Source organism: Xylanibacter oryzae DSM 17970 (genome assembly GCF_000585355.1).
GTDB lineage: Bacteria > Bacteroidota > Bacteroidia > Bacteroidales > Bacteroidaceae > Prevotella > Prevotella oryzae.
The window spans coordinates 2,237,563-2,256,969 of the sequence record NZ_KK073873.1; the positions used below are offsets into that span (position 1 = coordinate 2,237,563).

Annotated in this window: 14 protein-coding genes; 4 read left to right on the plus strand and 10 right to left on the minus strand. The window is 37.8% G+C overall.

Annotation, left to right across the window (positions count from 1 at the left end; all coding sequences use genetic code 11):
* Positions 1-68 precede the first annotated feature (68 nt).
* Positions 69-1,856: an aminopeptidase P family protein gene (locus XYLOR_RS09090; RefSeq protein WP_084608655.1), complete on the minus strand. Its 1,788-nt coding sequence runs from the start codon at positions 1,854-1,856 to the stop codon at positions 69-71.
* Positions 1,857-2,012: 156 nt separating this feature from the next.
* Here XYLOR_RS09090 and XYLOR_RS09095 point away from each other — a divergent pair, with 156 nt between their 5' ends.
* Both XYLOR_RS09095 and XYLOR_RS09100 read left to right on the plus strand, forming a co-directional pair.
* Positions 2,013-3,014, plus strand: coding sequence for a malate dehydrogenase (locus tag XYLOR_RS09095; protein ID WP_036878686.1), 1,002 nt, complete (start codon positions 2,013-2,015; stop codon positions 3,012-3,014).
* A gap of 78 nt (positions 3,015-3,092) precedes the next feature.
* Positions 3,093-3,617 (plus strand): gamma carbonic anhydrase family protein, encoded by a 525-nt coding sequence (locus XYLOR_RS09100; protein ID WP_036878688.1) that lies wholly within the window; start codon positions 3,093-3,095, stop codon positions 3,615-3,617.
* On the opposite strand, the gene XYLOR_RS09105 is transcribed toward XYLOR_RS09100, so the two are convergent.
* The 9 genes from XYLOR_RS09105 to gltX form a co-directional block, all read right to left on the minus strand.
* Positions 3,614-5,890, minus strand: a complete 2,277-nt coding sequence (locus XYLOR_RS09105) for a DUF5703 domain-containing protein (protein WP_036878690.1) — start codon at positions 5,888-5,890, stop codon at positions 3,614-3,616. The two genes, XYLOR_RS09100 and XYLOR_RS09105, sit on opposite strands and share 4 nt — an antisense overlap.
* Before the next feature lie 737 nt (positions 5,891-6,627).
* Entirely contained in the window at positions 6,628-7,341 is a 714-nt protein-coding gene (locus tag XYLOR_RS09110) for a phosphate signaling complex PhoU family protein (protein WP_036878693.1), read from the minus strand.
* 40 nt (positions 7,342-7,381) lie between these two features.
* Positions 7,382-8,164, minus strand: coding sequence for a phosphate ABC transporter ATP-binding protein PstB (pstB, locus tag XYLOR_RS09115; protein ID WP_036878694.1), 783 nt, complete (start codon positions 8,162-8,164; stop codon positions 7,382-7,384).
* A 7-nt stretch (positions 8,165-8,171) separates the two neighbouring features.
* Positions 8,172-9,071 (minus strand): phosphate ABC transporter permease PstA, encoded by a 900-nt coding sequence (gene pstA / locus XYLOR_RS09120; RefSeq protein ID WP_084608583.1) that lies wholly within the window; start codon positions 9,069-9,071, stop codon positions 8,172-8,174.
* Positions 9,071-9,922, minus strand: a complete 852-nt coding sequence (gene pstC / locus XYLOR_RS09125) for a phosphate ABC transporter permease subunit PstC (RefSeq protein ID WP_036878695.1) — start codon at positions 9,920-9,922, stop codon at positions 9,071-9,073. The genes pstA and pstC overlap by 1 nt, the downstream gene beginning before the upstream one ends.
* A complete protein-coding gene (gene pstS / locus XYLOR_RS09130; RefSeq protein ID WP_036878697.1) occupies positions 9,923-10,960 on the minus strand; it encodes a phosphate ABC transporter substrate-binding protein PstS in 1,038 nt (345 codons plus the stop codon).
* Positions 10,961-11,036: 76 nt separating this feature from the next.
* The gene (locus XYLOR_RS09135; protein WP_036878698.1) at positions 11,037-12,023 is read right to left on the minus strand and encodes a hypothetical protein; all 987 of its coding nucleotides are present in this window, start codon (positions 12,021-12,023) and stop codon (positions 11,037-11,039) included.
* Positions 12,024-12,802: 779 nt separating this feature from the next.
* A complete protein-coding gene (locus XYLOR_RS09140) occupies positions 12,803-14,020 on the minus strand; it encodes a 3-deoxy-D-manno-octulosonic acid transferase (RefSeq protein ID WP_036878700.1) in 1,218 nt (405 codons plus the stop codon).
* A 20-nt stretch (positions 14,021-14,040) separates the two neighbouring features.
* Positions 14,041-15,558, minus strand: coding sequence for a glutamate--tRNA ligase (gene gltX / locus XYLOR_RS09145; RefSeq protein WP_036878702.1), 1,518 nt, complete (start codon positions 15,556-15,558; stop codon positions 14,041-14,043).
* A 120-nt stretch (positions 15,559-15,678) separates the two neighbouring features.
* Between gltX and XYLOR_RS09150 the strand changes: the two genes are divergently transcribed.
* Entirely contained in the window at positions 15,679-17,730 is a 2,052-nt protein-coding gene (locus XYLOR_RS09150) for an HD family phosphohydrolase (protein WP_036880974.1), read from the plus strand.
* A 141-nt stretch (positions 17,731-17,871) separates the two neighbouring features.
* The gene (locus tag XYLOR_RS09155) at positions 17,872-19,407 is read left to right on the plus strand and encodes a porin family protein (protein WP_036878703.1); all 1,536 of its coding nucleotides are present in this window, start codon (positions 17,872-17,874) and stop codon (positions 19,405-19,407) included.

The following is a 19,407-nucleotide window of genomic DNA, read 5'->3' on the forward strand; positions in this document are numbered from 1 at the left end:
GTGCAAAATTACATCTAATTTAGGAAACTTACAAGTTTTTGGTCACTTTTTTTCGAAATATTTCATTTTCACTTACTTATAGACTTTGTAGAGGCTATTAGCCATTCCTTTTCTTCACTGTTTAAATAAGGAGATAATTTTTCATAAACCATTCTATGATATTGATTAAGCCATAATATTTCTTCATCTGTCATCATCTTTTTAACTATTGGTACAGTATCTATAGGACATAGCGTTAACGGTTCAAATTCCAGAAATTCGCCAAATTCTGTTGTTTTATATTGTTTTATGAGCAACGTGTTTTCTATTCTTACACCGAATCGCCCCGAAAGATACAAACCAGGTTCATCAGTAACAGTCATACCTGAAAGTAGCGGTGCAGGTTTCCATTCCATCCTTATCTGATGATTACCTTCATGAACATTCAGATAAGAACCAACCCCATGTCCTGTACCATGAAGATAATTCATCCCCTCTCTCCAAATATCTTTTTTTGCTATTGCATCCAGTTGGGTTCCACTTGCGCCATTTGGAAATTTCAACATCTCTAATTGTATATGTCCTTTAAGCACGAGTGTATATATTTTCTTTTGTTCTTCTGAGACATCTCCAAGAGCTATTGTTCTTGTTATATCAGTAGTTCCATCTAAATACTGTGCACCAGAGTCAATCAATATAAGTCCCTTGCTGATCAAAGGGATATCGGTTTCTTTTGTTGCTTCATAATGAACGATGGCCCCATGTTCCTGATATGCAGCAATTGTGTCAAAGGATATATCTCTATATAAATTTTGCTCAGCACGCAACCCAGTTAGTTTTTTATCTATTGACATTTCTGTCTGCCCACCTCTAGCAACAGCTGGTTTAAGCCACATCAAGAATTTAACCATTGCCACACCATCTCTAGTCATCGCATTTTTAAATCCTTTTATTTCAGCCGTATTCTTTATGGTTTTCATATATGATGCCGGTGATTTCCCATTTACGATTTCCTTACATCCAACCATATTATATAATGTATAGTTTATTTCATCAGGATCAAGTAATATATTATATTCAGAATACTGCTTTAGCCTATTTTTCACATTATCATATTCATCAACAGTCACGCCTTCGTTTATAAGATATTCCGTCGTTTCGGCATTAAGTTTCTTGCTATTAATAAATAAGGTAGCACCTACAGGATCTATAAGCAAATAAGAAACGAAGACAGGATTGCAATGTACATCATTTCCTCTCATATTTAGAGTCCATGCAATATCATCCAAAGCAGATATAAGAACACCACAAGCATGATTCTTGTGCAAATTTTCACGTATTCTTTCGATTTTCACGTGAGAAGGTTCACCTGCATATTCGGTCGAATGAATTTTTATTTTATTTTCCGGTATAGCAGGTCTGTCCTTCCATATGAAATTCAAAGGATCAAAATTTGTTCTGAGCGTTATGCCACCCTCATTTCTTAATTCATAAATAAGAGAACTCACCGTAGTTTGAGAATTTACCATACCATCTATCCCTACAGATGGATTATCAACATAAGCCAAATTAACGCCCAACCATTTACTTATAGAAGGAGTACCGGGCACTTTTTCCTTCATGAGTTCAAACTCCGAACCCTTCAGATTTTCTGCTGCAGCTATAAAATACCTAGAGTCAGTCCAAAGAGCTGCTTTAGATTGAGTAACAACAGCAATCCCTGCCGAACCATTAAAACCGGAGATCCATTTACGTCCCTCCCAATGTTCAGGAATGTATTCACCATTATGAGGATCTGTACTTGGAAAGATAAAAGCATCAAGATTTTCGCTTTTCATAATATCTCTCAAAGCAGATATTCTTTCTTTTATAGACATATTCATTATAAAATTGTAATTTCGAGTTTACAAAGATAGACCTTTTCATATTTAATAACAAATTAAAAGCAAAATAAATAATGAATATATTGCATTTTTTGCTACCTTTGCGTTCGACAAAAGTAGATAGTTTATAAATTTATTAATAATACAAGTATGGAATTCTTAACTAACGAGAAACTTACCATTGTCGGCGCAGCCGGAATGATAGGTTCAAACATGGCTCAGACAGCCGCAATGTTAAAACTTACTCCTAACATCTGCCTTTATGATGTTTACGAGCCAGGACTAGAAGGTGTAACAGAAGAAATGCGTCATTGCGGATTTGAAGGTGTAAACTTCACATTCACAACAGATGTAAAAGAAGCGCTTACAGGTGCTAAATACATTATTTCTTCTGGTGGTGCTCCACGTAAACAAGGTATGACACGTGAGGATTTACTGAAAGGTAATGCTGGAGTAGCAGAACAACTAGGTAAAGATATCAAATCATATTGCCCTGATGTTAAACACGTTGTTATCATCTTCAACCCAGCAGACATTACCGGTCTAGTTACTCTTATTTGGTCTGGTCTGAAACCATCACAGGTTTCTACACTTGCAGCTCTAGATTCTATTCGTCTTCAGAGCGAACTAGCTAAACACTTCGGTATAGCTCAGAGCGAAGTAACAGGTTGTCGCACATACGGAGGTCATGGTGAAGCTATGGCTGTATTTGCTTCTACAGCAAAGGTTGCCGGCACACCTCTAACAGACCTTATCGGTACATCTAAGCTTACAAACGAGCAGTGGGAAGAGATCAAGCAGAAAACAGTTCAGGGTGGTTCTAACATCATCAAACTTCGTGGTCGTTCTTCATTCCAGAGCCCTGCATATGTATCAGTACGTATGATTGAAGCAGCTATGGGTGGTGAAGAATTCGCATGGCCTGCAGGTCGCTACGTATCATTCGCTGGTATTGACCATATCATGATGGCTATGGAAGTAACTATCACAAAGAATGGTTCTGCTTACGAAGAAGTTGTAGGTACTGCTGAAGAGATGGACGCTCTTAAGAAGAGCTATGAGCACCTCGTTACTATGCGTCAGGAAGTTATTGACCTTGGTGTTGTTCCTCCAGTTGAAAAATGGGGCGAAATCAATCCTAACTTGAAATAACATCTAACGGGATACAAACAAAAGCAGTATGGTCTTCAAGATGAATTCCATACTGCTTTTTTATTAATAATAAATATTATGGCTTTAATTAAATCTATAAAAGGACTTACTCCTAAATGGGGAAAAGAATGTTACTTCAGCGAGAACGCCACCATTGTAGGCGATGTAGTAATGGGTGATGAATGTTCAATATGGTTTAACGCTGTTCTAAGAGGTGATGTCTGTCCTATACATATAGGCGACAGAACTAACGTACAAGATGGTTCATGCCTGCATGTAACAAATAAGATAGGTCCTCTTAATATAGGTAATGATGTAACTATTGGGCATAATGCCACTGTTCATGCATGCACGATACATGATGGTGCACTAATAGGAATGGGATCTACCTTACTAGACAACTGTGAAGTAGGTGAAGGGGCTATAATAGCTGCCGGAGCTTTAGTTTTATCCAATACAAAGATAGGCTCTCACGAAATATGGGGTGGAGTACCAGCCAAGTTCATAAAGAAGACCAAACCTAATCAAGCAGAAGACTTTGCAAGGCATTACGTTATGTATTCTAAATGGTATCTTGAAGAAGATAGTAAGGAGCAACATTAATTGATGTTGCTCACTACATCCTTAGTTCTTGACTTAGGCAAAACTATAAGTTCTGTTATTTTGCCATCCTTAAGAATTGCCTCAACTGTCGTTTTCTGTGTAGCATGAAGTTTAAAATGTACATTCCATGATTTTGGCCACGCAGGGAATATTATTATTTTCCCGTCGGCCTCTTGTAAGAGCATATCCTGCAGACCAATCATACCACTTCCTCCCCAATTATGATCTGGAGACCAATCAAATCCTGGTCCCCAAAAAGCAGGAAAGCGATAAGGGCCATCAGACAGTTTCAGTTGTGCTAGTCTTGCAGCCTCATCAGCAAGTCCTAAATCTGCTGCCCAAATATTATCTTGTTTCCATCCTACATGTGATCTAAATTTCAATGCAAAAGGATCATATAGGTATGTATCTTGAGCTAACTTAATATCTGGTTTTCCAACACCATATATATGCCATGGAAAAACCGGATATAATTCTGTTGGTTCTGTATTATTAACCCTCGCCCATGTTACAGCAGGCGACAATATTTTATGTCCATCCACCTCTCTGAAAGAAATATCCGGTATGCGTTGCAACAGTTCTTTATACTTATTTAATGATATAGAATCTGAATTATGTTTAGACAGGTAAGCTATAAGTGAGGAAGTAACGACTTTGAGCCCTGCAACAGTTGAAGTAGGATTATATGCCATCTTGAATGTTTCTGCTCCAGATCCAGGATATATAATGAGTTTCCCATCACCATCAAGTTCTTTTATTCCCCTTGATTTAGCAAGGTAACGATAATGTTCATCAAAGAAATCAAGCGTAGACTTTACGAATGGGATATATTCACTTATATTATTATTCGAATAACTTTCACTTTCCAATATCATCTCGCAAAATTCCAACGCAGTATCCCATGTATACTCTAACCATGCGTTGTATTGTATTCCCGGATCATAGCCAACTGGACGTTTTTTACCATACTCATCAAAATTAGGGAGACCGAAATTTTCCATCTGCTCGGTAAACGCAGCACCTTTATGATTCCAATAGACATTACTACGCAATTGTGCATTTTCTAGAATACGCAAATAGAAATCAAACTGTGACTTCATTGCATCATAATCTCCGCTTTTCAACATAGGCCAATATACAAGGCGCTGATTCTGCATTGTATGTACTCCACCACCCCAATTTCGGTAATCAGGCGTAAAATGATTATTTTTATCCACATATACAGGGTCGAAAGCTAATAATCCTCCATTAAATTTTGTTGGCCATTCACTAATAGCATTACAACCTAACATATAACGGAACAAGGTATAGTTTCGTGTTATAGCTGCACATTCTCCATTTCCTTCAATCACACTACGTTGCCAATATTGTTTCCACCATTTACGAGTAATGTCCTTGTCTTTTTTAGTATTAACTGCTGTTTTTGTTTTTTCCAACTCATTTTTCCACTGCGGTATATCACCCTGCGCAGATGCTAATGTTATCTGCAATTGTTGATGCTTCGCTGCATTTACGCTCTCGTAGATCCATGTTGAATATGGAGTATCTGCATAGACTCCTTTATTTTCTCCTTTTAAGAAGAAACCATTACCTGACATTTCCCCTCCAAATGTAAGATTCTTAAGTGGATTATACATAATCGTCTTAACACTTTCCATTTTTTGTTGAGCCACAGTAGCATCAAATATAGTGAGTTCTCCATTATGATGGAAGAATGTTATCGATTGTTTATCAGCTGATATTGAATCACGATGAGTAACAGTTCCCTTAGGTGCACTCCATTTATATGAAGTCTGGAATCTTTCTCTATCTCCTAATTGTTTATCTTCAATTCGCCAATTGTCATAACTAGCCTCAACTTTCAAACTCTGTTTTCCATCAATATCTACATGTATCACAGGTTTAAAGACATCAACCCATATATTTACAGTTTTTTCACCATCAGAAACTGATACATATCCATCACTCAAATGTAGAATCTGTGAGAAATTGGCATCAGTCTTCAGCGCCGGAATAAGATTTATACGGAAGCGGCCTTGCTTTAATATTGTATTATTTTCATCAAAAGAGCCTGTTCTACAAACATAGAAAAAGATAGTTCCATTTTCCACCCACACATTCATTCCTACGCTGCCTCCTCCGCATGGCATAGATTCTGATGAGTTTTTACTAGGTGTTTTCCATACATAATCTATCGGTATCTGGGCATTTATAGGCTGTGTTGCGAACAATTCAGCAACTAAGGCGAGTGCACATAATATAGATTTTTTCATATTAATTGGTAGTCTTTGTTTATTGTGGCAAAGTTAATACAAATAATATTTTGTTCCAAATGAATTAGCAACAAAGACATATCATCATATTGATATTTTCATTATTTCTCGAAACTATTCTAATTTTAGTATTACACTATGTGTATTTCGCTGTCTTTTTTGCCACTAAGAATATGTTACCTAATATTATAATGCAAATTATCCTACAATAGTTTTATCAGAAAAGGTACATCATACACAAAGACATCCCTATATCATTGATTATCAAGCACATAATTTTTCAGCAAATATACACAATCATACATTCATCATACATATTATGGCCAATCTTAAAGCCTAAGTATTCTTTATATATTTAAAAAGACAACTCATGCAATACAAGCACATAGCTACCAGACAAAATATAGCTCTACATTTCCATCAAAAGCATAGCTTTCACATTGTCGGAGCATAGCTATTGCATTATCAGAGCTTTGCTTTTGCACTCTCGGAGCATAGCTTTAGTATAACTACTTGTTACTTGTATAAAACAACAGTAACAGATGTATGATTATGTATTGCCCACGCCACTGCATTCATATAACAAAACATTAAATATCATATAATTACGCATTTTTATGTATGAATACACCTGTCTAATCTCAAAGAAGGCAAACAAAAAAAGGCGAACCTCAACGACCCACCTTCCTACGAATATCAACAATCAACTAACAATTAAAATCCAGTTATATTATAATTTAATGGTTTAGTTTAGTTTCTTCTTCATCTTTTTCCACCTTCGGATGGCGCAAATTTTCGCCCACATTTGTATATATTGAAGCCTCAGCTATATTTGTGGCATGGTCGGCAATACGTTCAATGTTAGATATGATGCCATTAAGATTAATAAAGGTAAAGAGTAGATGACGTGTTTCTTCTGAATACTGGCTCTTCTTGATAGTATCCTTTATGAGTTTGTGATTAATATCATCTACAAAATCATCGTTTTTAATAGTCCAGACGGCCGCATCATTATCATCATTAAGGAAAGCTGAGACTGATTTCTTAACCATCAATATACTTGACGCCATCATACTCGATATGACAGGCAACATATGTTCAAACACAGTTTTGTCCTCTATACGAGAAAGAAACTTGTCTATATTCTTCACCTGATCACCGATACGCTCCAAATTGGAAACCATCTGATAAGCGGAAATTATCTTGCGGACATCAGATGCTACAGGATTCTGCAACGCAATAATATTGATAATCTCGTTGCCAAGACTTATCTCGAAACCGTCTATACGATTTTCATTATTTTCTATTTCTTGTTGAATTTGAGCGGGAATATCTATGGTGCCGTCAACAAGAAGCTTATCCACGATTTCCAACTGGCGCATTACCAATTCCACCATTTCATTGAAATGGCTCAATAAGGAATGTAATGCATTGTCTTTTGTTATTGCCATAATGTTATTTTTAATGCACGAAGCGATTTGTAATTAAACGTTATCCAAACTTACCTGTAAGATATGCCTCGGTACGCGGATCTGTCGGAGTAGTAAACATCTTCTTGGTGTTGTCATATTCCACCAATTCACCTAGATACATAAACATCGACTTGTCTGATATACGCGCAGCCTGCGACATATTATGAGTGACCATAATAATGGTATAGTTCTTTTTCAGTTCCACAAGCAGGTCTTCTATTTTAGAAGTGGATATAGGGTCAAGAGCCGAAGTAGGCTCATCGAGTAATATCACTTTCGGACGGAAGGCTATAGTGCGGGCGAGACAAAGTCTCTGCTGCTGACCGCCTGACAGGAAATTACCTTTGCTATGCAATGTGTCTTTCACCTCGTCCCACAGGGCCACATCACGCAACGACTTCTCTACGATCTCATCACGTTCCTGCTTCTTCATACGAATGCCGTTGAGACGGTAACCGGCAATCACATTATCGTAGATGCTGAGTGTGGGGAAAGGGTTTGGGCGTTGGAATACCATACCAATCTGGCGACGCAGATTTATTGTAGGCATTTCATAGATATTATCACCACTGAGTAATATTTTACCCTCAGTACTGATGTTTGGGTAAAGCTCGTGCATACGGTTGATTGCCCTCAATAGAGTAGTTTTGCCGCATCCGGATGGTCCCATGATGGCTGTGATAGAATTATCGTCTATCGTTGCCGAAACATGTTTCACCGCATATTTATCGTCACCGTAGCTGATTGAAATATCCTCAATAGATATCACCGGCGCATTTGTATTTTCTTTAATATTCATCATTTATTCTTTATTTTCTTTTTGCCCCGATCCATTTTGATATCAGATTGAGTATCAGCACAAATCCCATCAGGAATATAGTTGAGCTCCATATCAGATTCACCATGTTAGGGTCGTTATAAAACTGCCAAATCAACAATGGTACAGCCGAACCCGGTTTAACTATGTTCCAATTGATGTCTGGATTACCCAATGTTGTGAGCATCAGCGGGGCGGTCTCGCCAAGCACACGCGAAACGGCAAGCAGTATGCCGCTAATTAGTCCTGAGAAAGCCGTAGGTATGAGCACACGCCATATCACTTTATAATAAGGTGTACCTAAGGCAAGGGCTGCCTCTTTGAGTGTTTCAGGAACCATTTTGAGCGACTCCTCTGTGGATCGCACAATCAGCGGTAGCATCATAATAGATAGAGCAACACCGCCGGCTAAAACAGAATATCCTTTGGTCAATGGAACCACTACCCAGATATAAGCAATGATACCGATAACGATAGAAGGCACACCCTGTAGGATGTCTGCGATATCACGTATCACGCATGCATATTTTTTCTTACTATTCTCTGAGAGATACACCCCGATGACGATTCCTATTGGAATGGCTATGACAGATGCAATTAGGACCAAATAGATCGAACCAAGTATACCGTTGGCTATTCCTCCTGGGATAACCTCTCCACTAGCAGTAGCCATCATGGCGGTAAACGTGTCGGGGGCAACTTCAGTAAAGAAAGCCCAGTTGATCTGCTTGTAACCTTTCACTAGCAATGTACCGATAATTAGGAATACCATCGAGATTGTAAGGAAAGAAAATAGCATCACAGCTATCTTGAAGATATTGTTTTTAGCTTTTCTATAACTAATTGAAGATAGCAACCCTGCCGTTTTCTCCATATTAATAGTATTATCCATTATCCAATCTTTTTAATGATGTATTTACCTATCGCATTGATAATCGTAGTTATCACAAAGAGGAGCAGAGCTAGCTCTATCAATGCACTCAACTGCAATCCACTAGCCTCACCGAACTGATTGGCGATAACACTCGCCATAGTATTACCAGTAGAGAAAAGTCCATGTGGTATAACGTTCTCATTACCAATAAGCATGGTCACTGCCAAAGTCTCACCGATAGCTCGACCGAAGGCAAGAATGTAGCTTGCTGTCATTCCCGAACGGGCATTTGGCAACACCACCGTGCGTATTACTTCCAGTCGAGTGGCACCCAGCGCATATGCGGCTTCTTTCAGGTCGTTAGGCACCATCGCTATTGTAGTATTGCTCAAAGATGTGGCGTAAGGTACAATCATAATGGCAAGTATCAATGCCGATGTAAATACACCAAATCCCTGCGGACTCAATCCTAATTTAACGACTAATGGGCAAAGTATATAGAATCCCCAGAGGCCATAGATGATGGACGGGATGCCAGCCAAAAGATCTACAAGTGTACCGACAACAGATGCAAGCTTAGTACCACGGAAGTATTCCGCAACGAACAGCGAAGTGCAGAACGCCAACGGGATGGCTAGAACCAGAGCTACTACTGATGTGAGCAGTGTACCGGCTATAAAGAGCAATGCGCCATAATTCTCACTCCCCTGCGTAGGATTCCACTGGTCGGAGATCAGAAACCGCCATCCAAATTTGGATATAGACGGTAACGACCTCTCGAACAGTGAAAATACCATTGCCACGGCTATCATAATGATAACCAGAGAGGAGGCGAACAATACGCGTTTCAGAATTTTATCACTATTCATTTACTTCAGTATTCTTTTTCCTCTATATGTCACTGTGCGTAGTATAGCTTTTGCTCTTGCGGCTACACCTGCTGGAAGTGGGGCATAATTAGTTTTAACAGCTAGCACTTGTGCATTACGACTTACCATCCAGTCTATCAGTTTCAGAGTTGCTTGAGCCTGTGCTAAACTGCGGTTGTTGTAAGCCTGTTCCTTATAGAGAATTAGCCATGTAAAACCTGCGATAGGATAAGCTGTAGGAGCTGATGAATTATTAAGCATAACACGTGTATCTGCTGGGATTCTACCTTTTCCGGCTGCGCTTGTAGAAGCTACAGTTGCCTTGATGAACTTACCTGCCTTGTTTTGGATTAGTGCTGACGGTTCGCGCTGAGCGAAAGCGTATTCAGAACCTACATATCCAATGGCTCCATATGTCTGATGAATAGCTCCTGCGACACCTGGATTTCCTTTTGCGCCAATACCTACAGGCCAGTTGACAGTCTTGCCTGCACCAACCTTAGTACGCCATACGTTATTCACTTTAGTAAGATAATCGGTGAACATATTAGTAGTACCACTACCATCTGAACGGTGAACTACAGTGATCTCCTTATTTGGGAATCTCACACCTGGATTCAATTTTCTTAGAGCAGGATGATTCCAATTTTTTATTTGTCCTAGAAAAATAGAAGCTAATACAGAAGGAGTAAGCCTAATTTGCTTTACACCTGGTAGATTGTAAGCCACTACTACAGCACCGCTACATGTAGGGATATGTACGATAGTAGCCGGCATCTCTTTGAGTTCTGCATTAGTAAGGAATGCATCTGATGCACCGAAGTCTACGATTTTATCTTTCAGACTGCGGATACCGCCTCCAGAACCAATACCACCATAAGTTACTTTAGCATGTGCAAGTCTCTCATATGTTACAAATGCTGCATTATAGAATGGTTGTGGGAATGTAGCTCCTGCACCTGAAATTGACTGCGCGCTAACCTTGTTGCCTAGAGTCATCAAACTCAACAATGCAACTAAAATAATACTCTTTTTCATATAATTTTTTATTTAATAAATGATTTATATTTTGTTTTTACAGACTATAGCAATAATACTATTTCCTTTTTTATTTTTACAAACTATACTTGAAACTTACAAGATAACTTGTGGAAGTTTTTGATCCTGATTTAGAAGGGTCACTTATCTGCACATTAGGTGATATTGCGATACCTTTTACCGGTAATATTTCAAGACCTGCTGCATAGAGATTGCCATCGGTAGAATTCCAACCATCGGTAGCTCCATTTGTTTTCTTTGATGTCAGGTTATCATAGCGTGCAAATACTGCGAATTTTGGGCATGGATTGTATGTACCCCAAAACGATAAACCACTAAGATTATGATCTTTCACCTTGTTGTGACCTGTCTGCAAGTTGTATTCACCACCTAAAGTGAACTTATCATCTTTATAAGCTATCATAGCGTTGAATGTGGTCTGTGCCTCCTGCTTCTTCTGATAATCTCCGTATACACGCATATAGAGTTTCTTGATCGGCTGATATGTTATTCCAGCAGAAACCTTAATAGCACTATCTGACTGTACTGATTTGTAACCTTCTCCGTTTACTACCTGAGCATCAACGCTCAACTCTGGAATAATCTGATACTTGATACCTAGTCCAAGGTCTGCGCTTGATGCATATCCATTAAGATCCTGGAATGATTTCAAAAGATAACGCTTACCCCATAAAGACTCTTGTAGATTGAATGTGTTAGTACCTATCAAACCGAAGTCGACAGTAAGACCGTTTTTTGAGTATTCGCCATAGGCGTTCTTTATATAAGCGGTATAAGCAGAACCCTGATAACCGTTATTCTTATCAGTGACATCCATAACAGCCTTTGCAGAAAAGTAAGGAGAGAAGTTGTAGGCATAGCCTAAATAAGCTCTTGAAATCTCGAAAGCGGTGTTTGTTTTACCATCTGTAGATTGCACTCTGAAATCAGTGAACACTGTGACTATTGGACTTCCACTTGGTTTAAACGTGGTTGTTGTCTCCTGCGCCATGCCTGATACGGCAATCATAATGCCCATCACTGAAATAAAAATTCTTTTCATCTTTTTCGTTTTTAATTAATATGACTTTTTGTTTCTAAATCACGATGCAAAGATACAATCATAATATTTCACCATTATTTCATTAAGATTATGAAGCTTTTACATATTTCTTTCATTCCTGTTACAAATAAAATCGACCAACTTCTGAATAGCATAAACCCGAATAAAACCATATGTTGCATTATCGATTTTATTCGGGACTTGATTATATCAAAATAATAAGGTTAGCAATTTTACGGATAAATATTATAATGATAAAATATTGTTCACTATGACGGACTGGTTTAATGATCGTAATATAACCGCCCCATCGTTACGCCTTAAAGGCCCGGTTAAAATCACCTTTTCAGTTTCTAGTCAGCAAGTATATTCTCTCCTATTATATTATTTGGAACAACTTGCTGTACTTGAGTTCCGTCAATTTCTTTTTATTTTGTATTTGTTTCTTTGTTAATGCAAAGATACAGTGGTAATATTTCATAACCATTATCCAGTGGTTATAATTATTTTACAATACCGTTACGATAATATTACTTTTACTTATTATACTGATTTTCTTATGTTCGTAAAAAAAAATAAACACAACACTCCCTACTAAAGTTATATTGACGAATACGCTTAGTTGTGCTATCTTAATAAATTATCCTTTAAAATTTTAAAGGAATATATGCGAAGGTTTAGCCAATAATAACTGAGGCTAATACGAGCAAATAGTAATGGATTAGTGATTTTAGATTTTAGATAGTCTTTGAGAATCTGAAAAAGTATTCTTTCGACTGTTATAGAGAAACAAACGAAAGAATACTTTCTGTGGCTCCCGAACGGCTCTTTACGTATGCGCCAGCTTTGTCACCGGCATCTTTAAGATATGCGGCATCAGTAGCAAACATTACCATTATATTATTAAAGGTGTCATAATCAGTTATTTCGAAACCGCCTCCAGATGCCAAAAGTTCACGGGCTTCCTGGAAACGCTGATTATTAGGACCGAAAAATACAGGTACATCCCATACAGCAGCTTCTAACACATTGTGTATTCCAACACCGAAACCACCACCGACATATGCTATTTCTCCATAATGATATATGCTCGACAATAATCCGAAACAATCTATTATCAAGCAGTCTGCATCAGCCACTTCTGTCGTTGTGGTCTGTGTATAACGAACTGTTTTACGGTCTAGTTTAGATAATATCTGTTGTAAATGATCCTCTCCTATTACATGTGGAGCTATAATAAGTTTCCAATCTTTATGTTCATTAAAGTAACGGATAAAAATATCTTCGTCTGGTTGCCAACTGCTACCGGCAACAAATACCTTAGAATCTTTTTTGAAAGATTCAACTATAGGTAGTATCTTAGATGTTTCCTTTATCTGAAGTACCCTATCAAAACGAGTATCACCTGTAATGGACACATTGTTTATACCTAATTTGGAAAGAAGTTGTTTACTAGTCTCATTTTGCACAAAAAAATGTGTAAAGCACTTTAGTACAAGACGATATTCGTAAGCATACCAGCGGAAGAACACCTGTTCATGACGGAAAATACTGCTTACACTATATGTTGGTATATTACGATGCTTCAATATATGAAGATAATTCCACCAAAATTCATACTTGATAAAGAAGGCCATACATGGACGGACAAGTCGCAAAAAGCGTATTGCGTTTAGCGGAGTATCAAGAGGCAAATAACATATAACATCTGCTCCTTCATAGTTTTTACGTACCTCATATCCAGATGGAGAGAAGAATGTAAGAAGTATCTTATACTCGGGATGCGACTGCCTTAGGCGCTCCATGATAGGGCGTCCCTGTTCAAATTCTCCTAATGAAGCTGCATGGAACCATACATATTTTGCACTTGGATCTACGTTTTCTTTTAGGACATTGAAGGCGGTTCGCTCTCCTTGCCACATCTTTTTAACCTTTTTGCTGAATAGGCTCATTATTGCCACGCCCAACAAATATATGTAGATTATCAGATTGTACACGATTGTTTGAGTTTTCGTTCTTATTTAAGTAATTCTATCGCACGGTGTAGTCGTTTCAGTGTTTCTTCTTTTCCCAAGAAGTTTGTTATATCAAACATTCCAGGTCCTTTACCGATACCTACAAGGGCAAGGCGGAAAGCATTCATAACATCACCAAGTTTGTACTCTTTACTTTCAATCCAACCTTCAACTATCTTTTCTTGATTTCCTATAGAGAAATCGTCTATGCCTTCTATCACATCAGCCAACTCTACCATAACTTGAGCAGAATTATCTTTCCAACGCTTACGCACAGTCTTTTCGTCATATTCAGTTGGAGCAATAAAGAAAAATGAACATAGTGGCCACAACTCATTAACAAAGTTTACACGGTCTTTCATTAGAGAGACAACTTTTGTTATACGTTCCATAGTCTCTTCAACGCCATTTTCCTTAACTATTGGTGCAAAGTCTGCCGCAATCTCTTCATTGCTTTTTCTTAGAATGTACTCATGGTTAAACCAAATTCCTTTCTGAAAATCAAATCTGGCGCCAGCTTTACTACATTTTGTAATATCAAAAAGTGTTACTAACTCATCAAGAGTAAACAATTCCTGTTCTGTTCCTGGGTTCCATCCCAATAATGCCAGAAAATTAATTACCGCTTCAGGGAAATATCCACTTTCACGATATCCAGAAGACACTTCTCCTGTCTTAGGATCATGCCATTCCAATGGGAATACAGGGAATCCAAGCCTGTCACCGTCACGTTTGCTCAACTTTCCTTTTCCATCAGGTTTAAGTAGCAATGGGAGATGTGCAAACTGTGGCATAGTATCCTCCCACCCGAAAGCACGGTACAATAATACATGTAATGGAGCACTCGGTAACCATTCCTCTCCACGAATTACATGAGTTATTTCCATCAAGTGATCATCAACTATGTTGGCTAAGTGATATGTTGGTAATTCGTCAGCACTTTTGTAAAGCACTTTATCATCAAGGATATCGCTCATTATACGTACATCTCCACGAATAAGGTCATTAACATGTACAGCTTCACCCGGTTCTATCTTAAAGCGAACAACATATTGTTTGCCTTCAGCGATAAGTTTATCCACCTCTTCTTTAGGAAGTGTAAGTGAATTACGCATAAGTCCACGGGTCTTAGCATCATACTGAAAATTTTTTATTTCTTCGCGTTTGACATCCAATTCTTCAGGTGTGTCAAATGCAATATACGCCTTATCAGCATCAAGGAGCTGATTAACATATTTCTTATATATATCACGGCGTTCACTCTGTCGATAAGGACCGTAATTTCCACCAAAACTTACGCCCTCATCAAACTTGATGCCGAGCCATTTGAAAGATTCGATGATATATTCTTCAGCACCTGGTACGAACCTGTGTGTATCGGTGTCTTCTATCCTGAAAATCAAATCGCCACCATGCTGGCGTGCAAACAAATAATTATACAACGCGGTACGAACTCCGCCAATGTGTAATGCCCCTGTAGGACTTGGTGCAAAACGCACCCTTACTTTTCTTTCTGCCATTGATAAAGTAATGTAGATAAGCTAATTTTTTGCAAAAATACTACTTTTTTTTCTTAATTTGCTGTTTTTTTTCGTATTTTCGCAAAGTAAATGTATTTTAAAACATTTGAAGACCATAATATGAACATTTTTAATAATAAAAGCGAACTGTATTGGCGAAACTTTTTAACCAGACTTACACTTATTGTTACCACAGTAATTATAATTGTCTGGTTCTTGCCAAGGAAGAATGGTCCAGAGTTCCAATATGAGATTGGTAAGCCCTGGATGTATAGTTCACTTATCGCAAAATATGATTTTCCTGTATATAAATCAGAGAAAACTATAAAAGCGGAGAAAGATAGTATGCTAGCTCAATACGAGCCATATTTTAATCTTGACAGGAGTGTCGAAAACAAAGAAATAAGCAAATTTATTAACGACTATAAAGGTGGCATTAATGGCCTACCAAAGAGTTTTATATACACTATAGCGGATCGCCTGCACAGGTTATATCAACAAGGTATAATAGAAACTCCTTTATACTCTGACATATACAAAGATAGTACGAGGATGATAAGGATCGTGAGCGGTAAGCAAGCTATAAACATACAGATAAACTGTTTATATTCAACCTTATCAGCTTATGAACAATTGTTTCTTGACGACGCGATATCGAAACAACGGCAAATTCTTCAAAAGTGCAATCTTAATGAATATATCGAGCCTAATCTAATGTTTGACAAGAAGCGGAGCAAAGCAAGCATGGACGATTTAACTAACGGTATACCACTTGCCAACGGCGTTGTCTTGAGTGGGCAAAAGATTATTGATAGGGGTGAAATTGTAGAAGAGAGCACCTATCGTGTATTGGAATCACTCAAAAAAGAAAATGATAAACGTACTAACAGTCAAGCTGACTATTGGCAGACTATGGGTGGGCAAATATTGTATGTGCTAACCATTATGATTATGTTCACTCTATATTTGGGGTTGTTCCGTAAAGATTACTTTGAGAAACCAAGGAGCATAATGATGCTATATTCACTTATTCTGATATTCCCTATCATGGTGTCTCTAATGGTATCGCACAATTACTTCAGCGTATATATACTGCCCTTCGCAATGGTGCCTATATTCGTAAGGGTCTTTATGGATTCTAGAACTGCGTTCATAGCTCATGTTACAATGATACTTATATGTGCTTGTGCTTTAAGGTACCAATATGAATTTATAGTTGTCCAACTAATTGCTGGGCTTGTTGCAATATATTCATTAAGGGAATTATCACGCCGTGCTCAGTTATTCAAGACAGCATTGCTTGTTACGATTGCCAGTGCTGCAATATACTTCTCTCTTGAGTTAATCAATGACAATGATTTAGCTAAAATTGACAGGAGCATGTATACGCATCTTGCAATAAATGGTGTAGCTCTTTTGTTCGCATACCCTCTTATGGATCTTATTGAGAGAACATTCGGATTTATTTCAAATGTCACGCTTATTGAATTATCAGATACAAGCAAAGACTTACTAAGAAGACTTAGTGAAGTTGCACCTGGTACTTTCCAGCATTCCATTTCTGTAAGCAATCTTGCCGCAGAGATAGCAAACAAAATCGGAGCTAAAGCACAATTGGTTAGGACAGGAGCTCTTTATCATGATATAGGGAAAATGACAAATCCCGTTTTCTTCACTGAAAACCAAGCAGGAATTAGTCCTCTTGACAATATGTCGTGCACAGAAGGTGCTCAAATGGTAATAAGTCATGTAACGGAAGGACTTAGATTAGCTGAAAAATATAATTTGCCAAATATTATCAAAGACTTTATTACAACTCATCATGGGTTAGGTGTTGCAAAATACTTTTATATAAAATACAAAAACGAACATCCCGGTGAAGAGATAGACGACTCATTGTTCACATATCCAGGTCCAAACCCTTTCACAAGAGAGCAAGCTATACTTATGATGACTGATACTGTAGAAGCAGCATCACGCTCTCTACAAGAATACACAGAGGCTAGTATATATAATATGGTGAACAAACTTATCGACCAACAGGTAAATGATGGTTTCTTCAAAGATTGCCCTATCACTTTCCGAGATATTTCTGTAGCAAAAACGGTATTGGTCGATAAATTAAAGACAGTATATCATACTAGAATAAGTTATCCTGAACTTAAAAAATAGCATATAAATATTGCACATTTTTGATGATATGTGCAATATTTATATGCTATTTTGTTAATACGTGTTAAGTAAATCACATTAAAAATGGAAAACAGAACAATTTGTATACCTTTGCGGCCATATTTTTTAATAGTGATTAAGATGAATAAAATAAAATTGACCTGCATCGGATTAATGATGATGACAGGTTTTACCGTTCAAGCAGGCGGTTTACTGACTAACACAAATCAGAATATTGCTTTTTTAAGAAACCCTGCACGTGATGGTGCTATTGGTATTGATGGAACATATAGCAACCCGGCAGGTGTAGCATGGTTGGAAAAAGGACTACATCTGTCGTTCAATGTCCAGAACGTGTATCAGACTAGAACAATCAACAGCGGTCTAACAGTACCTGCTTTACAAGGAACTCCATATTATCAGCCATTCAAGATGAATGGTGGAGACAATAATGGTGTTAAAACATTTAAAGGTACAGCATCTGCACCTGTGATTCCTTCTGTACAAGCTGCACTCAATTATGACAAATGGGGATTCCAAGCTAGCTTTGCTGTAACTGGTGGTGGTGGTAAAGCCACATATGATGAAGGTCTAGGCTCTTTTGAGAGTCAAGTAGCAATGATACCGGCTCTTCTATATCAGATGGGATTTAATAAGACTTCGGCACCTGGGTATTCTGTAAAAAGTTATATATACGGACAGCAGTACGTATTTGGCTTGCAGTTGGGAGCTACATATAAGATTACTAAATATCTTTCTGCTTATGCTGGTGCTAGATTTAACTACATTCAGAACAAGTATGAAGGAAGCATAACAAATATCTCTGCTAATATAAATGGTACAAGTGAAAATCTTTACAACTACTTCGGAGATATGGCTAACAGTTATTCACAAATGGCATTCTATTATAAGATGCGTGCAAGCGAGATGGCTGATGGTAGTGCTGATAAAACAGCATATGAGCAAAAATCTGCCGGATATGCAGCAGGCGCTACACAGGCTACAGAAGCAAAAAGACAGTTTGCTGATAAATATTTGGAATGTACTCAAACTGGATGGGGAATAACCCCTATCATAGGTCTTGACTTAAAATGGAAAAATATTAATATCGGCACAAGACTTGAATTCACAACAAAATTCAACATCCAAAATAACACGAAACGAGATGATACAGGATTGTTTACAGATGGTGTAAACACGCCGAATGATTTACCAGGTATATTCACTATAGGTGGACAATATAGCATTCTACCTTCACTAAGAGTAAACGTTGGTTACCATTATTTCTTCGACAAGGATGCACGCATGGATAAAGATAAGCAAAAGTTACTGACAGGAAACACTGAAGAATTCTTAGCCGGTGCTGAATATGACATTAACAAAGTAATACAAGTAAGTGCAGGTATACAGAAGACAAATTACAAATTTGGAGATGGCTCATTCCTTAATGACATGAGTTTCACCACTAGCAGCTATTCAGTAGGATTAGGAGCTGGATTCCAAGTCACAAAGAAAGCTAAGCTAAATGTAGCTTACTTCTGGACCACCTATGATACATTCCATAAGGAATATGCTCAGAACATGACTGTAAGCACTACAACTATTCCAACAAACAGGACTGATGATTTTACACGCACAAACAAAGTGTTTGGTGTAGGTCTGGACTTGGATATATAA

What these genes read in the sequence shown, in the direction of transcription:
- gltX (WP_036878702.1), bottom strand. Translation starts at nt 15,558, where the DNA reads ATGGCAGAAAGAAAAGTAAGGGTGCGTTTTGCACCAAGTCCTACAGGG.
- XYLOR_RS09100 (WP_036878688.1), top strand. Translation starts at nt 3,093, where the DNA reads ATGGCTTTAATTAAATCTATAAAAGGACTTACTCCTAAATGGGGAAAA.
- XYLOR_RS09135 (WP_036878698.1), bottom strand. Translation starts at nt 12,023, where the DNA reads ATGAAAAGAATTTTTATTTCAGTGATGGGCATTATGATTGCCGTATCA.
- XYLOR_RS09110 (WP_036878693.1), bottom strand. Translation starts at nt 7,341, where the DNA reads ATGGCAATAACAAAAGACAATGCATTACATTCCTTATTGAGCCATTTC.
- pstS (WP_036878697.1), bottom strand. Translation starts at nt 10,960, where the DNA reads ATGAAAAAGAGTATTATTTTAGTTGCATTGTTGAGTTTGATGACTCTA.
- XYLOR_RS09105 (WP_036878690.1), bottom strand. Translation starts at nt 5,890, where the DNA reads ATGAAAAAATCTATATTATGTGCACTCGCCTTAGTTGCTGAATTGTTC.
- pstA (WP_084608583.1), bottom strand. Translation starts at nt 9,071, where the DNA reads ATGGATAATACTATTAATATGGAGAAAACGGCAGGGTTGCTATCTTCA.
- pstC (WP_036878695.1), bottom strand. Translation starts at nt 9,922, where the DNA reads ATGAATAGTGATAAAATTCTGAAACGCGTATTGTTCGCCTCCTCTCTG.
- pstB (WP_036878694.1), bottom strand. Translation starts at nt 8,164, where the DNA reads ATGATGAATATTAAAGAAAATACAAATGCGCCGGTGATATCTATTGAG.
- XYLOR_RS09090 (WP_084608655.1), bottom strand. Translation starts at nt 1,856, where the DNA reads ATGTCTATAAAAGAAAGAATATCTGCTTTGAGAGATATTATGAAAAGC.
- XYLOR_RS09150 (WP_036880974.1), top strand. Translation starts at nt 15,679, where the DNA reads ATGAACATTTTTAATAATAAAAGCGAACTGTATTGGCGAAACTTTTTA.
- XYLOR_RS09155 (WP_036878703.1), top strand. Translation starts at nt 17,872, where the DNA reads ATGAATAAAATAAAATTGACCTGCATCGGATTAATGATGATGACAGGT.
- XYLOR_RS09095 (WP_036878686.1), top strand. Translation starts at nt 2,013, where the DNA reads ATGGAATTCTTAACTAACGAGAAACTTACCATTGTCGGCGCAGCCGGA.